Source organism: Vibrio sp. RM-69-4 (genome assembly GCF_024743775.1).
GTDB classification, from domain to species: Bacteria; Pseudomonadota; Gammaproteobacteria; order Enterobacterales; family Vibrionaceae; genus Vibrio; species Vibrio anguillarum.
Genome location: NZ_JAMQXI010000094.1, coordinates 16,909 through 30,595 on the forward strand (window position 1 = coordinate 16,909; position 13,687 = coordinate 30,595).

Here is a 13,687-nt window from a genome sequence, read left to right on the forward strand (position 1 = left end):
TACAATATAGTCCAAAATGAGTGGATTAATGGTCAACACCCCGTTGTATTCATATATATCACTCCCTGAAACACAACATAACGTATAAAGAACTTTACACCATGACTCAATCAAAGATTTTCGGCAGTACTTTGATCATCGCAGGGACCACTATCGGTGCAGGCATGCTAGCTCTACCGCTCGCTTCTGCAGGTATCGGCTTTGGCACATCATTACTGATTATGATCGCCCTCTGGGCATTAATGGCTTTCACTGCATTGTTAATGGTTGAAATCCATCAATATGCAGACAAAGACGCCACCTTACATACATTGGCTAAACAGATCTTAGGGCAAAAAGGAAAATGGGTAGCGAGCTTTGCTATGCTATTTTTGTTCTATTCGCTTTGTGCAGCTTACATTGCCGGTGGCGGCGCACAATTCACTCATCGCCTGACAGAGTTTGCTGGCATTGAGATCAGCAATCCGCTAGGCACCTTGCTTTTTACTTTACTGGTTGCACTTGTGGTGACGATCGGCACCAGCACGGTTGATAAAGTGAACCGCCTGCTGTTTGCCGGTAAAATGGTCGCGATGATTATAGTGCTCTCATTTCTTGCACCTAATGTTTCTCAGTCATACTTGCTTAGTATGCCACTTGAGCAAGGCTTAATCGTTGCTGCAATTCCCGTCATTTTCACCTCATTCGGTTTCCATGGCAGTATTCCGGCGATTGTGAATTACTTAGATGGCGACACCCCTTCGCTGCGCAAAGCCATCTTAATTGGTTCTGCTATCCCGTTGATTATTTACATTTTTTGGCAGATCGTCACGTTAGGTGTCGTTAGCCAACCTCAGCTGGTTGAGAATTCCGGCCTGAGTGCGCTAATTGTGACATTAGGGCAAACCGTTCATCAATCCAATTTAAGCAGCATTATTGGCGTGTTTGCCGACCTTGCACTTTTGACGTCATTCTTAGGCGTAAGCTTGGGCTTGTTTGAATTCATGGGCGATACGATTAAGAAAAAGAACATTCCATTGCACCGTATGGCTGCCTCCGTCATCACCTATCTGCCACCATTAGTCTTTGCGCTATTTTACCCTCAAGGCTTTATTATGGCGCTCGGTTACGCGGCTATTGCGTTGACTATTTTGGCCATATTCTTACCGATTGTGATGGTGATTAAAGTGCGTTCAAACCAAGTATTCCAACCGCAGGGTGGAACACAATATCAAGTCAGAGGCGGCAAACTGGCTCTGACCATGACAGCAACCATTGGTTTGATGATCGTCACTTCGCAAATCTTTATTAGCCTTGGTGTACTACCCGCTCTGGGTTAATCAATTAAAGTTAAAAGTGGGGAGAGTAATATTACTCTCCCCACTTTTTTTAACCTAAAATAAGATCAAAGTCTCAATCTTGATATTTAAGTCAACATTCATTTCATAAAATTCTGCACGAACACACACATTTAGCCTTAGTATATTTATAAAATTTACTATTACTTTTTTGCATATCGGAGCAGCAATGAAAGAAGTTCAGTTCAGGACGATTGACCGCGTGTTCATTAAAATGTCAATTAATGACAAGATGTGGGTGATCTTCGCTTTATTCCTCACCGCTTTAAGCTTTGTCGCAGGAAATCGCTATGTTGATTCACTGGCCCAGATAGAAGCGCAATCGAAGTTGGCCGTTGAGTACAAACTGCAAGGTCTGCTTGCCAGCGGCGCAGATCCACAAACCCTTTCAGCGGTTGAAACTCGCCATTCTTTAGCCGCAACTAGTTATCAAAAAGGGGTGATTACCGCCACAGCAAAACACAGCGATGGCAAAGTTTACGCACTGACAGAGAATCTCTCTTATCTTGAAAAAGACGCTCAGCGATCGGCACTCTCGACTTTTCTGTTGAGCTATTTGTGGGCAATCCCTTTTGCTATTTTCCTCTATTGGGTCGCTACTTTTATTGGCGGTGCATTGTGGGTGCTATACACAACAACCTTGAAAATTTCAAAAGGTGATTTAACTTCACGATTAGGTTTTCATCCCGGTCGAGATGAGTTTGGTACCATCGGCTGCGCGCTCGATAACGCCATGGATACCTTGACCGAACTGGTAGTTTCAGTAAAACAAAACGCTACTACTCTCGGTGAAACATCCAGCTCTTTTGCCCATGAGATGAAAGAGAGCGAGCAACAAATCAGTAGCCAATACGCTTCCTTGGATTCCGTCGCCACGGCCATGGAAGAGATGACGGCCTCGGCGCAAGAAGTGTCCACCATTTCCCAACAAGCCAATCGGCAAGCCGATCAAGATTCAAAACAAGCGGAAGAGAGCTCACAGCTAGTCCAGCAAGCAATTAATGAAATTTCCCAGTTGTCAAAATTCATTGAGCAAGCTTCTCATTCGGTTTCAACATTGAATGAAAATACGGCGCAGATTAACGATGTGATCACCACCATCAATGCCATTTCGCAACAGACAAACTTACTGGCATTGAACGCTGCGATTGAAGCGGCACGTGCTGGTGAACAAGGGCGCGGTTTCGCCGTGGTAGCCGATGAAGTTCGCACCTTAGCTAGCCGCACGCAAGCGGCTACTGTTGAAATTCAATCCATGATTGAGAAGCTGCAAACCGAAAGCCAAGATATCGCACGCATTACTGAGCAAACGGTTAGTCAAGCTCAAACCAGTAGTGATTTAGTCGCTAACATCGGCAATAACGTCAATCAAATTGCTGAATCAGCAAAAATGATCAATGACATGAGTATTCAAATTTCAACTTCAGCCGAGGAGCAAAGCGCCGTTGCTAATGATATTGCTGCTGAGCTGAGTGATATTCGTACACAATCCAATGCGATTCGCAGTGTTGCGCAAACCTCATCGCAAGGTGTCGCTAGCCTTGCAAACGCTTCGCGCAACCTTGGTGAAATTTTAAGCCGTTATCGGACCAACTGATCATTGGATTGCTTGAGTAACCAAGTCAGATCAAAATAGCCAGTCATTTGACTGGCTATTTATTTCATTCATCGCAGAGAAGTTGAAGCAAGAGCTTAAGACTCAGGATAACCTTGTGGATTATTTGACTGCCAACGCCACGTATCTTGTGTCATCGCTTCTAGGCTGCGAGTCGCTTTCCAACCTAGATCCGCCATCGCTTTGCTTGGATCTGCCCAACACTCCGCAATATCACCAGCGCGGCGTTCGACCAATTGGTACGGCACGCTTTTACCTGACGCTTGTTCAAACGCTTTCACCATCTCTAGTACACTGTAGCCATTTCCTGTGCCTAGGTTATAAATGTGCAAGCCTGCTTGTTGGCCTACTTTTTCCAGCGCAGCAATATGACCATCGGCTAGGTCCATTACGTGAATATAATCGCGAACACCTGTGCCGTCTTTAGTTGGGTAATCACTGCCAAAAACAGAGAGAAATGCTCTTCGACCCACGGCCACTTGCGAGACAAAAGGCATTAGGTTGTTCGGAATGCCTTGTGGATCTTCACCTAACTCGCCTGATGGATGTGAACCTACAGGGTTAAAATAGCGCAGCAGTGTAATGCTCCAATCTGGGTTGGCTTTATGGAAATCGGCCAAGCACTCTTCAACCATTAACTTACTACGGCCATAAGGGTTCGTCGCGCTGGTTGGGAAATCTTCGGTAATAGGCACTGAGGCTGGGTCACCGTATACGGTTGCAGATGAACTAAAAACAAGTGCCTTCACGCCAGCTTCACGCATGGCCGCCACCAGTACCAATGTGCCATTCACATTGTTATCGTAATATTCCAATGGCTTTTCTACTGACTCACCGACTGCTTTTAAGCCTGCGAAATGGATCACCGCTTGAATATTTTGCGCTTTCATCACTTCAACCAGTTGTGCTTGGTTGCGTACATCACCATGGACGAACATCGGCTTCACACCGGACACTTTTTCGATGCGCTCTAAAACCGATGCTTTACTATTGTATAAGTTGTCAAAAATTACGGGTGTCATACCGGCGTAGATCATTTGAATGCAGGTATGGCTGCCGATATACCCCATCCCGCCTGTCACTAATACTTTCATTGTTTTTACCTTCTGACATTGGTTGTGCAAGTTTAACGACTTTCAACCTAAACTTCACTTATAAATCAATCTGCTTTAATGTTTGTCTATCAGGCCAATTCGCTCTCTTTCGGCCCATACTTATCGCCAAACAATGAATCGGATCACTGTATATTGCTTTTGATTACGGCAAGTTACTCAACATGGACACTCAAGGATGATGCAACCCGTGACAAAAAGAACAATCACTCTCAATTGTGACATGGGCGAGAGCTTCGGTGCATGGCAAATGGGCGCTGATGAGTTGGTGATGCCTTGGATTGACATGGCCAATATTGCGTGTGGCTTTCATGCCTCTGACCCACACGTGATGAGCCGAACGATTGAGCTGGCGATTCAATTTGATGTAATGATTGGCGCTCACCCGGGTTACCCCGATTTGCAAGGTTTTGGTCGCCGTTCAATGAGTTTTAACGAAGAAGAGATATGCGAGTTACTGATTTACCAGATTGGCGCACTCAAGGCATTATGTGAGAGCAAAAATGCCGAGATAAGCTACGTTAAACCTCATGGGGCTTTATATAACGATATGATGCGTGACAAATCTGTCTTTCGCGCAGTGGTCGATGCAGTTTCTTGCTTCAATGTGCCCTTGATGATCTTAGCTTCAGGCAATAACCAAGATTACCTTGATATCGCCGATGCTTATGACGTGCCATTGCTGTTTGAAGCCTTTGCCGACCGAACTTATCTCGCTAATGGTATGCTCACTCCAAGAGGCCAAGCCAATGCAGTGCTGACGAATGAAGAAGCGATCATCAATCAAATTAAACAACTGGTTGATTACGGAAAAGTGACCAGCTCGGATGGCTTTGTGATCCCTATCGAAGCCGATACGATTTGCGTGCATGGCGATAACCCGGCGGCGATTGAACTGATAGAAAAAATCCGAATTTGTCTACGAGAGCGTTGAACCATTACTCGTATATCTCCTAGCAGCCACAACGTCATCACAAGGAGTGTTCAGTGACATTGAACTACAGCATTGAGCCCGTTGCGGAATGCAGCCTCTTATTGCGTTTTGCTCACCCGCCATCGGCCGAACTGTCACTCGATATCGGACAAATTGCGCAACAGATCATGGTGCAGTTTTCTGCTTACCTGATGAATGTCACCCCTTCTTACACTACCATTTTGATCGATTACCTTCCTTATCGTATAAGTCAAAGGGAGCTAGAGCAGCAATTGATCACAGCGATCTCGGCCTTATCTTTCGCTGTGGAAGCCACCCACAATTTGGTTGAGCTTGGCGCTTACTACGATGAAAGTGTCGGCCCAGATTTAAAGCGCTACCATGCGCTTGGTTTATCCACGCAACAAGTTATCGCGCTGCACACTCAAACGGTCTACACCGTTTGTGCCGTCGGTTTTGCACCAGGCTTTGCCTTTATGGCTGAAGTAGATGAACAATTACGCTTACCGCGCCATGCCACCCCACGCCTTAGTGTGGTCAAAGGCAGCGTCGCGATTGCAGAACAGCAAACGGCCGTCTATCCGAACAACTCTCCCGGAGGATGGAATATCATCGCCAATTGCCCCCATGCGCTCTTTTCTCCTCATCAAACAGCGATGACGCCTTTTTCAATTGGAACTAAAGTGAAGTTTACAGCGATGACTCGCGAGGAATTTTTATCATTGGGAGGTGAAATACCTCAATTAGCCGCGCAGTGGGAGCACCATTCATGAGCCCCCTACTACAGGTGATAAAACCCGGTCAACTGAGCTTAATTCAAGATTTTGGCCGCTTTGGTCTCAGTCATATCGGTGTTACTCAATCAGGACCAGTCGATGATTACGCCTACAGTTGGGCCAACCATTTACTGGGTAACCGAGTCAATTTAGCAACGCTTGAAATCACGCTTGGTCAGGCGGAATTTCATGTTAAACATCCATGTATGCTGGCAATTGCAGGTGGTGATTTATCGGCCACGTTAGATGGCAAAGTTATTGGTAATTGGCGAAGCTTTAGCGCGCAAGCCGGGCAAACACTGAAATTTGGCCTAGCCAAAAATGGCTTAAGAGCTTATTTGACCGTGCGCGGAGGGTTCATTGTGCCTCACCATTTAGGTAGTGTTGCCACCGTACCCAAAGAACAGCTTGGTGGGTTAACGCAAAACGGTGTACCACTGCAAGCGGGCGATTCACTGCACTTTAATCCCCACGCTATCGATAACAAACCCGTACACATTACTTTTCGTTATAAGCCTGATTATAATCTGCCACTTAAATTACGCGTCATTGAAGGCTACCAAGCCCTGCAATTTTCATCGCAGCAACTCGATCGCTTTTATCAAACCAGCTTCACTGTCAGTCAGCATGCCGATCGCATGGGCTATCGTCTTAATGGCGATACGGTTACCCCACCCGCGACACCTATTTTATCGGAAGGAATTGCTTTGGGGGCGATTCAAATCCCGCCAGATGGCCAACCGATCATTTTACTCAACGATCGCCAAACCATCGGCGGTTACCCTAAATTAGGGTGTGTGGCTCGCATTGATCTGCCCCGTTTGGCACAAGCAAAACCGGGGCAAAAAATACGTTTTGTCAAAGGTGATATACAAGGCCTGCAAGAGGTTTGGTGCCAATGGGCGCGTTATTTCGGCTACTAACAACTATCACCTTGCTCCTTTAGAAAACCGCAAGGTGTCACCAATCAAACCATACCGACAATTTTTGCCAATGCTTCAGGATAAGCGCGTGCCTTAGCTAACGCGATAGCTTTCTCTTCCACCTGTTCAAGAGCCAAACTCATGCTGATTGGGTGACGAGCTTCTATCGATTGTAGCAAGTCTTCATCGTTCACTAACTGCCAATGCTGAACAATTTTAGTTGCCGCTTCCAACGCGGATGAACCTTTAACCACTTCGATCCGCGCATAATTATGAGCTTCAAACGTAACATCAGCGGCTCGTAATGTGGCATCTTGGCCGGGAATTTGCTGCGCACCAAACAGTGGCTTACCAGCCACTTGTGCTTGAATATACTGTGGGATGAACTGACTCATGTGGTGTATGGCTCGTTCACTGCGCTCTTGCAGTGCGTCCTGTTGCCAACCGTTCTTAATTTTGCGTTCGAGATAATCAGGCAATACGGGCTGTGATGATCCAGCTTGCGAGGCCACTAACCCATCTTTAAATAACGTGATTCCCTCAGTCATACCATGCAACTGAAATAGACCATCAGCATACGGTGTTAACTGAGCCATTCCTTGTGGGGTGCCTCTTGGCCCGTGAAAAATCACTTCTGGCCATTGCTGATCGCATTCTGCCCAACGGGTAACGTAGGCCGCTTTAAATTCCACCAAGCGTTGACGCGGAGCCTTAGCCAAATCATCGACTATTCCCGTTTCATAACCACATGCATTGACTAAATAATCGGCATGAATAACGTGTTCATGCTTTTGAGCATCCAGATAAACGAGCTGCCATTGCTCATCAATAAAATCAGATTTGATTAATTGAGCGTGCGTTAAAACTTGGCAATGAGGTATCGCCGCTAACGCAAGCTCAGCACTGGCCGCCAGCCGAAAAACACTCCAACCGTATTCTTGCACCGCAATGACTGGGTACTTCAACTGATTTAAATCTGCATGTTGAGCAAAAGGGATCACCCAATCATCGAATGATGTCGGTTGATCACTCTGTTGCTGAGTTGCTAATACCTGCAGTGCTTCACGGCTGTAGAGTTTGAAATACTCTTGGGGTTGACCAAGCTGCTGATTACGTGGGTCTTCATCAACCAATTGTTGATAGCTGCGCTGAATAAGCTCTAGCCTTGGCAATAAGGCTTGCGGCTCACCGCCATCACTATGCGGAACAGCAATCACAGTCGGTCGCTTATTCAGCGTGTGGGGATAGAGCCTGACGGTTTCAATCGACTGCTTAAGTAACTCAAGACACTGCTGCTGCGAAATTTCGCGATAGAGGTTACCGCCCGCGTGCAGATGGCAAATCGGCGGCCCATTGACGAGACCGGCGCTTTTTTCCAAAAGCAGCACATTGAGCCCCAGTTCTCCCATATGAACGGCGGCAGTGGCACCAGCCACACCCCCACCAATAATTGCGACACATGGAGAATCTGTATTGAACTTTTTATATGACATAAGATACGAGTACTCTGGAAAACCCGGATGCATTCTAAAGCTTGTAAAGCGTTATTAAAATCACATTTTTCACGTGGTCTTATCTGTTTTACGACTAACAAGCAATACGCATAATCGACAAATAACTTAAAAAATTGCTTGACTCAATAAAGCCAAAACGACGTTTTTTCAACCTTGTGAATAACAAAACTGCGCAACCCAAGGTAACTACGGGGCTAAGCGCAAATAGGCCGTTATCAAGCCGTCGAGTTATCCCAAACTTTATCCACTGTTTTTGTGGATAACTCAGTCTGGGATTATGGATATCGCTAGTTAAACTCTTTATTTATAGGGGTTAACAGCCGCTTAATTAAACTACTCACGACCAGCGATAATGTGCAAAACGTCGCCAAGGGTAGCACCAACCACATGCTGTAATGCGCCATAGGTTCTAGTTCAAAACCGAACTTCATGACGCAGGCCACCACCGCGTCAGAGCCAAGGCTTGCGACAACTCCGGCAATGAGCGCCATCAAACCGTATTCAGCCCAAATAGTCTGCTCGACGCGGCGCTTGCTGGCCCCTAAAGTGCGGTATAAGCGAATTTCTTGTTGCCTCTGGCTTAAACTTAAACGCAACAGAGTAAAAATCAGCAAAATACCAGCAATCACACCCATTGCAGCCAGCACTGTCACTGACCAGATAATTTGCGTCAGCAAAGTTTGAATCTTATCGCCCATTGCACGGATATCCATCAAACTGACCGTAGGGTAAGTGCGAGCAAGGGTGGCAAGCAAGGCGTTATCTTGATCTTGCGCTCTGAAACTCACCAGCCACGTGGCAGGGATCTCCTGCAATAGGTCTGGGGTAAAAATGAAATAGAAGTTAGGCTTCATTTCTCGCCACTCGACTTGGCGAATGGAATTTACTTTCGCTTCCACGGTTTGGCTATTGATCACAAACCCCAAACTATCACCCAGTTTCAGCCCCAAATCACGAGCAACGTCGGATTCAACCGAAACGCCACCTTGCTCTGTCCACGCTCCTGCCGTCAGTTGGTTGTTGCTGGGTAGCGATTCTCCCCAAGTGAAATTGAGCTCTCGCCTCAACGCATCACTCCCCTCTTCACCTTGAGCTTGTTGCTTGGCCTCTATGCCATTAATAGTCGATAAACGCCCTCGGATGATCGGATAGGCTTGCGAACGCACAATGTTGGCGCTGTCTAACGTGTTAAGGTAATCATTAACTTCATTTGGTGAAATGTTGAGTGCAAATGCGTTATGAGCATCGCTGGGTAAGGTTCGCTGCCAATCAGAGAGTAAATCGGTACGCACCAACCAGATGATCGCCAATAACATTAACGATAATCCTAACGCACCAAACTGGACTCCGGTCGTGATTGCCGAACGATTGATTCGGCTGAGCGCTAATTTAAGCGCGGTAGAGAGCGGAAGACGTCCTAAACTACGAGCCACCAAAACACTGACCACAGCAAGCACCGCAAAAAGCGTCACGATCCCAGCCAACACAATCCACACTAAGAGATTATTCCAATAAGCCCACAGCATCGGCACTAACGGAATCAAGATGAGCAACCCATTACGGCGATGATTCGGTTTCGCTCGCTCTGTTTGCATGACATTGAGCGCACTGGTATCTAGCAAATGCAGTAAAGGAATGCCGAGTGCAGGAAAAGCGATCAATACACTCGCCATCAGCGCAATAAAAGCGGGTTTAGCGCCATAACTCGGTAAAGGCGTAGGCAATAAATCCACCAGCGGCACGCGTAATAAAGACTCTAGGCCAATGCCGATCAATACCCCAAGCACCGCAGCAGAAACAAACAAAATCACCACTTGTACGATCAACCATTGGCGGATCCAACGTTTGCTCGCTCCAAGGCTTTTTAACATGGCGATGGTTTTTTGCCGCGTAGAAACATAGTGCTGACAAGTCAGGACTAATGTGGTTGCCGCCATGATGATCACAATCGCTACGGTTAACGACAAATATTGCTCTGTGCGTTCAAAAACCTCATTCGTTCGGCTGGCGCTATTTCGGTCGCGCCAACGATCGCTAGGCGTTAAAGTAACGGGCTGTTTTACTGCTTCAATCTGTCCATCATCACCATTAATGAACACGCTAAATTGCACTCGGCTCCCCAATTGAAGTGCACCAGTACGAGCCACATCGTCTTGGTGGATCAACACCGCTGGCATCTGTTGAAACGGATTAAAGCTGAGTCCCGGCTCCTCAAGGATGCGTCCCGATACCGTAAAGTCGGCATCGCCCAGCGTGACCTGATCACCAATTTGAACGTCTAATTGCGCAAACACTCGTTCATCTAACCACAGTTGATTCGGCGCAAGGTGCTGAAATGTCGTCACATCATCAGAAAGACGCATTTCACCGCGTAGCGGATAAGCACTATCCACTGCTTTGACAGTGACTAACTGCATACCGCGCTCACTGAATGCCATTGTCGCGTAACGCGTAAGTTGTGAAGACGGCAGTTGCAAGCGCTCGATCTGATCGAGCAATGACGCTGGGGGTGGGTTTGCGGAAACAAACACACTATCGGCAGTGAGTGCGTCTTTACCTTGTTTAACAATCACTTGCTCCATACGCTCAGCTAAGGCAGTCAGCGCAAAAATACAAGCAATGATCAAGGTTAACGCCACTGAAATAGGCCATAGCTGTCCGTGGCGGATCTCACCTAAGCTCCAGCGAATTAATCGTTTATTGAGTGAACGGTTCGACATCTCGCTCATTACCGCTCCTCCAACATACCGGCTTGCATGTGGAAAATGCGGTCACATTGCGCCGCAAGAACGGGATCATGGGTAACCAGCACTAAGGTCGTTCCGTGCTGCTTATTTAATTCAAACAGCAATGAAACCACTTTCGCCGCGGTTTCTTGATCAAGGTTGCCAGTAGGCTCATCGGCAAACAGCACTTTCGGATTGATCATAAAGGCTCTTGCTAGCGCGACTCGTTGCTGCTCGCCCCCTGAAAGTTGTGCAGGAGAGTGATGCATTCGATGCGATAAACCAACGGCCGTCAACAAGGATTTAGCACGATCCACATCCTCTTTTTCGCCTTTTAACAAACAAGGTAGCGTCACGTTCTCTAACGCAGACAAGCTTGGGATCAGCAAAAAGCTTTGAAACACAAAGCCAACAGATTGACTGCGGATCGCCGCACGTCCTTCATCGTCCAGTTGAGACAATGGCTGACCCAATAGCTCTACCTCTCCGCGTGTCGGCGTATCAAGCCCAGCCAACAGCGTCATCAGGGTTGATTTCCCCGCACCAGACGTTCCGACTATCGCCACGCTTTCACCACTTTTGATCTCTAGGTTTACCTCTTTTAGGATTGTTAAATGCTCTTGATTGGTAGAGACTGTTTTAGATAATGAATGTGCTCTAATAACGGATGTTTGCATGACTCGACTTCTTTCCTTGATTTGTATTTTATTATTCTCGGCTAGCGCTAGTAGTACCACACTCTTGATATTGGGTGATAGTTTAAGCGCCGGTTACCAAATGCCGATTGAAAACGCTTGGCCTAGCTTGCTACCTAATGCGTTGCAAGCTGAAGGTAAATCAGACATTGATGTCATTAATGCCAGTATTTCTGGCGATACAACGGGCAATGGCCTAGCCCGCTTACCGTCACTACTCACCCTACATACCCCTGATGCGGTGCTTATTGAGCTTGGTGCAAACGACGGATTGCGTGGCTTTCCACCTCAATTGATCAGCAGCAATTTAACCGCCATTATTGGCCAAATAAAAAAAGCAGGCTCAACCCCTCTTTTGATGCAGATTCGCATTCCACCAAATTATGGCAAACGCTACAGCGATGCCTTTTATAGCCTCTATTCTGAGCTTAGCCTCCAACACACTGTGCCGTTGCTGCCTTTTTTCTTAGAGCAAGTGATCATTAAACCCGAGTGGATGATGGCCGATGGCTTACATCCGACGGTCGACGCTCAGCCGTGGATCGCCAATTTTGTTGCGCAACATTTAGCAGAGCATCTCTGATTTTAATGCCTCAGCTCAATGAACTTTACCTAGTTTTACGATATTTTTTAGACCATTCCCCTAACCGCAAAGGTACAAACTATGCACATTGAACCTGTGATCAAAGGTGTGGTCGCTCGCTCTGCTCATCCACTCGGATGCGAACAAGCTGTGTTACAACAGATTAATTACGTAAAATCTTGCAGACCGATCACTCACGGGCCAAAACGAGTTCTCATTTTAGGCGCATCTTCAGGCTTTGGGCTCGCCGCCCGCATTGCCCTAACCTTTGGTGGTTCAGAAGCCGATACGATTGGCGTTTCCTTTGAAAAAACGCCATCAGAAAAAGGGGTTGGTAGTGCTGGTTGGTACAACAATCTCTTTTTTAAACAACAGGCCGAGCAAGCGGGTCGAGTCGCCGTCAATATCGATGGGGATGTTTTTTCACCATCAGTACGCGAGCAAGTGATTGAAGCGATAGAGACCTATTTTGAAGGGGAAGTCGATTTAGTCATTTACAGTATCGCCAGCGGCATGAGACCAAAACCCAATTCAGATCAGTATTGGCGCTCCGCCATCAAACCGATTGGTGAGGCCGTTTCTGGTGCGACGATATTACTAGAAAACGATACGTGGGTAGAAACCACCATTGCCCCTGCAAATGACGAAGAGATCGAAAGTACACTGAAAGTGATGGGTGGCGAGGATTGGGAAAACTGGATAGATACGCTGATCAACGCTGAATCGATTGCACAAGGGTGTAAAACCATTGCTTTTTCATACATCGGCCCTCAGATTACTCACCCCATTTATCTTGACGGTACACTGGGACGCGCCAAAATTGATTTGCACCAAACCAGCCACTCTCTCAACCTAAAATTGTCTAACTATGGCGGCGGGGCTTATGCAACTGTTTGTAAAGCTTTAGTCACGAAGGCGAGCGTGTTCATTCCCAATTTAAGCCCTTACATTGTCGCATTGTATAAGGTGATGAAAGAAAAAGAGACGCACGAAGGATGTATCGAGCAGATGCAGCGTCTGTTTAGCGAAAAACTCTCTAGCAAAGGCAAAGTACCCGTTGATAGCGAACGACTGATCCGTATGGACGATTGGGAGCTCAACCCAGATACTCAGCAAAAAGTGGCCGATTTACTGGAGAAAATGGATCAGTACAACTTTAAGCAACTAGGTGACTATAAGGGCTTTAAGCGAGAATTCATGCAGCTCAATGGCTTCGACTTTGACTGTGTTGATTATGCTCAAGAAATTAATATCGACCATTATATCAAGCAAGCCGATTAACTCCTTCCGTATCATTTACGAGACACAGCTAACTATCTCAATGCCCCAATATTTTATTGGGGCTTTTTTTTGTTACATTGGCGGCGCGTTCTTATTCTTAATACCATACTATGGTCATAGGAGCGGATCTTGTCATCGTCAGTCTAGAGCAATGAATGCTCGGCTTTTTTAAGCTTTGTCGTCCAAAGGAA

The 13,687-nt window shown here is 46.6% G+C and carries 11 protein-coding genes; 7 read left to right on the plus strand and 4 right to left on the minus strand.

Going from position 1 to position 13,687, the window contains the following annotated elements; genetic code table 11:
• Positions 1 to 101: 101 nt before the first annotated feature.
• A complete protein-coding gene (locus tag NB504_RS17910) occupies positions 102 to 1,319 on the plus strand; it encodes an aromatic amino acid transport family protein (RefSeq protein ID WP_017047351.1) in 1,218 nt (405 codons plus the stop codon).
• A gap of 187 nt (positions 1,320 to 1,506) precedes the next feature.
• The gene (locus NB504_RS17915) at positions 1,507 to 2,934 is read left to right on the plus strand and encodes a methyl-accepting chemotaxis protein (RefSeq protein ID WP_161437648.1); all 1,428 of its coding nucleotides are present in this window, start codon (positions 1,507 to 1,509) and stop codon (positions 2,932 to 2,934) included.
• A gap of 95 nt (positions 2,935 to 3,029) precedes the next feature.
• Here the strand turns inward: NB504_RS17915 and galE are convergent, their stop codons facing one another.
• On the minus strand, positions 3,030 to 4,046 hold the full coding sequence (galE, locus tag NB504_RS17920) for a UDP-glucose 4-epimerase GalE (RefSeq protein ID WP_129533013.1): 1,017 nt from the start codon (positions 4,044 to 4,046) through the stop codon (positions 3,030 to 3,032).
• Positions 4,047 to 4,254: 208 nt separating this feature from the next.
• Here galE and NB504_RS17925 point away from each other — a divergent pair, with 208 nt between their 5' ends.
• The 3 genes from NB504_RS17925 to NB504_RS17935 are packed head-to-tail and all read left to right on the plus strand — an operon-like array spanning position 4,255 to position 6,697.
• Positions 4,255 to 4,998 (plus strand): 5-oxoprolinase subunit PxpA, encoded by a 744-nt coding sequence (locus NB504_RS17925; protein ID WP_194567358.1) that lies wholly within the window; start codon positions 4,255 to 4,257, stop codon positions 4,996 to 4,998.
• 53 nt (positions 4,999 to 5,051) lie between these two features.
• Positions 5,052 to 5,771, plus strand: coding sequence for an allophanate hydrolase subunit 1 (locus NB504_RS17930; protein WP_258429533.1), 720 nt, complete (start codon positions 5,052 to 5,054; stop codon positions 5,769 to 5,771).
• Positions 5,768 to 6,697, plus strand: coding sequence for a biotin-dependent carboxyltransferase family protein (locus tag NB504_RS17935; protein WP_258429536.1), 930 nt, complete (start codon positions 5,768 to 5,770; stop codon positions 6,695 to 6,697). Before NB504_RS17930 ends, NB504_RS17935 begins: the two co-directional genes overlap by 4 nt.
• 44 nt (positions 6,698 to 6,741) lie before the next feature.
• Here NB504_RS17935 and NB504_RS17940 read toward each other — a convergent pair whose 3' ends face one another.
• From NB504_RS17940 to NB504_RS17950, 3 genes are all read right to left on the minus strand, one after another.
• Positions 6,742 to 8,223: an FAD-dependent oxidoreductase gene (locus NB504_RS17940; protein WP_405054822.1), complete on the minus strand. Its 1,482-nt coding sequence runs from the start codon at positions 8,221 to 8,223 to the stop codon at positions 6,742 to 6,744.
• Between the two features lie 275 nt (positions 8,224 to 8,498).
• Complete coding sequence (locus NB504_RS17945) at positions 8,499 to 10,940, minus strand: ABC transporter permease (protein WP_258429538.1); 2,442 nt, start codon at positions 10,938 to 10,940, stop codon at positions 8,499 to 8,501.
• A complete protein-coding gene (locus NB504_RS17950; RefSeq protein ID WP_064626272.1) occupies positions 10,940 to 11,614 on the minus strand; it encodes an ABC transporter ATP-binding protein in 675 nt (224 codons plus the stop codon). The genes NB504_RS17945 and NB504_RS17950 overlap by 1 nt, the downstream gene beginning before the upstream one ends.
• Between NB504_RS17950 and tesA the strand changes: the two genes are divergently transcribed.
• Positions 11,613 to 12,215 (plus strand): multifunctional acyl-CoA thioesterase I/protease I/lysophospholipase L1, encoded by a 603-nt coding sequence (gene tesA / locus NB504_RS17955; protein ID WP_017046085.1) that lies wholly within the window; start codon positions 11,613 to 11,615, stop codon positions 12,213 to 12,215. The genes NB504_RS17950 and tesA overlap by 2 nt on opposite strands.
• 81 nt (positions 12,216 to 12,296) lie before the next feature.
• On the plus strand, positions 12,297 to 13,496 hold the full coding sequence (gene fabV, locus NB504_RS17960; protein WP_258429540.1) for an enoyl-ACP reductase FabV: 1,200 nt from the start codon (positions 12,297 to 12,299) through the stop codon (positions 13,494 to 13,496).
• Positions 13,497 to 13,687: the final 191 nt, after the last annotated feature.

Coding starts and splice junctions, on each gene's coding strand:
- NB504_RS17910 (WP_017047351.1), top strand. CDS start 102: ATGACTCAATCAAAGATTTTCGGCAGTACTTTGATCATCGCAGGGACC.
- NB504_RS17915 (WP_161437648.1), top strand. CDS start 1,507: ATGAAAGAAGTTCAGTTCAGGACGATTGACCGCGTGTTCATTAAAATG.
- galE (WP_129533013.1), bottom strand. CDS start 4,046: ATGAAAGTATTAGTGACAGGCGGGATGGGGTATATCGGCAGCCATACC.
- NB504_RS17935 (WP_258429536.1), top strand. CDS start 5,768: ATGAGCCCCCTACTACAGGTGATAAAACCCGGTCAACTGAGCTTAATT.
- NB504_RS17940 (WP_405054822.1), bottom strand. CDS start 8,223: ATGCATCCGGGTTTTCCAGAGTACTCGTATCTTATGTCATATAAAAAG.
- NB504_RS17945 (WP_258429538.1), bottom strand. CDS start 10,940: ATGAGCGAGATGTCGAACCGTTCACTCAATAAACGATTAATTCGCTGG.
- tesA (WP_017046085.1), top strand. CDS start 11,613: ATGACTCGACTTCTTTCCTTGATTTGTATTTTATTATTCTCGGCTAGC.
- NB504_RS17950 (WP_064626272.1), bottom strand. CDS start 11,614: ATGCAAACATCCGTTATTAGAGCACATTCATTATCTAAAACAGTCTCT.
- fabV (WP_258429540.1), top strand. CDS start 12,297: ATGCACATTGAACCTGTGATCAAAGGTGTGGTCGCTCGCTCTGCTCAT.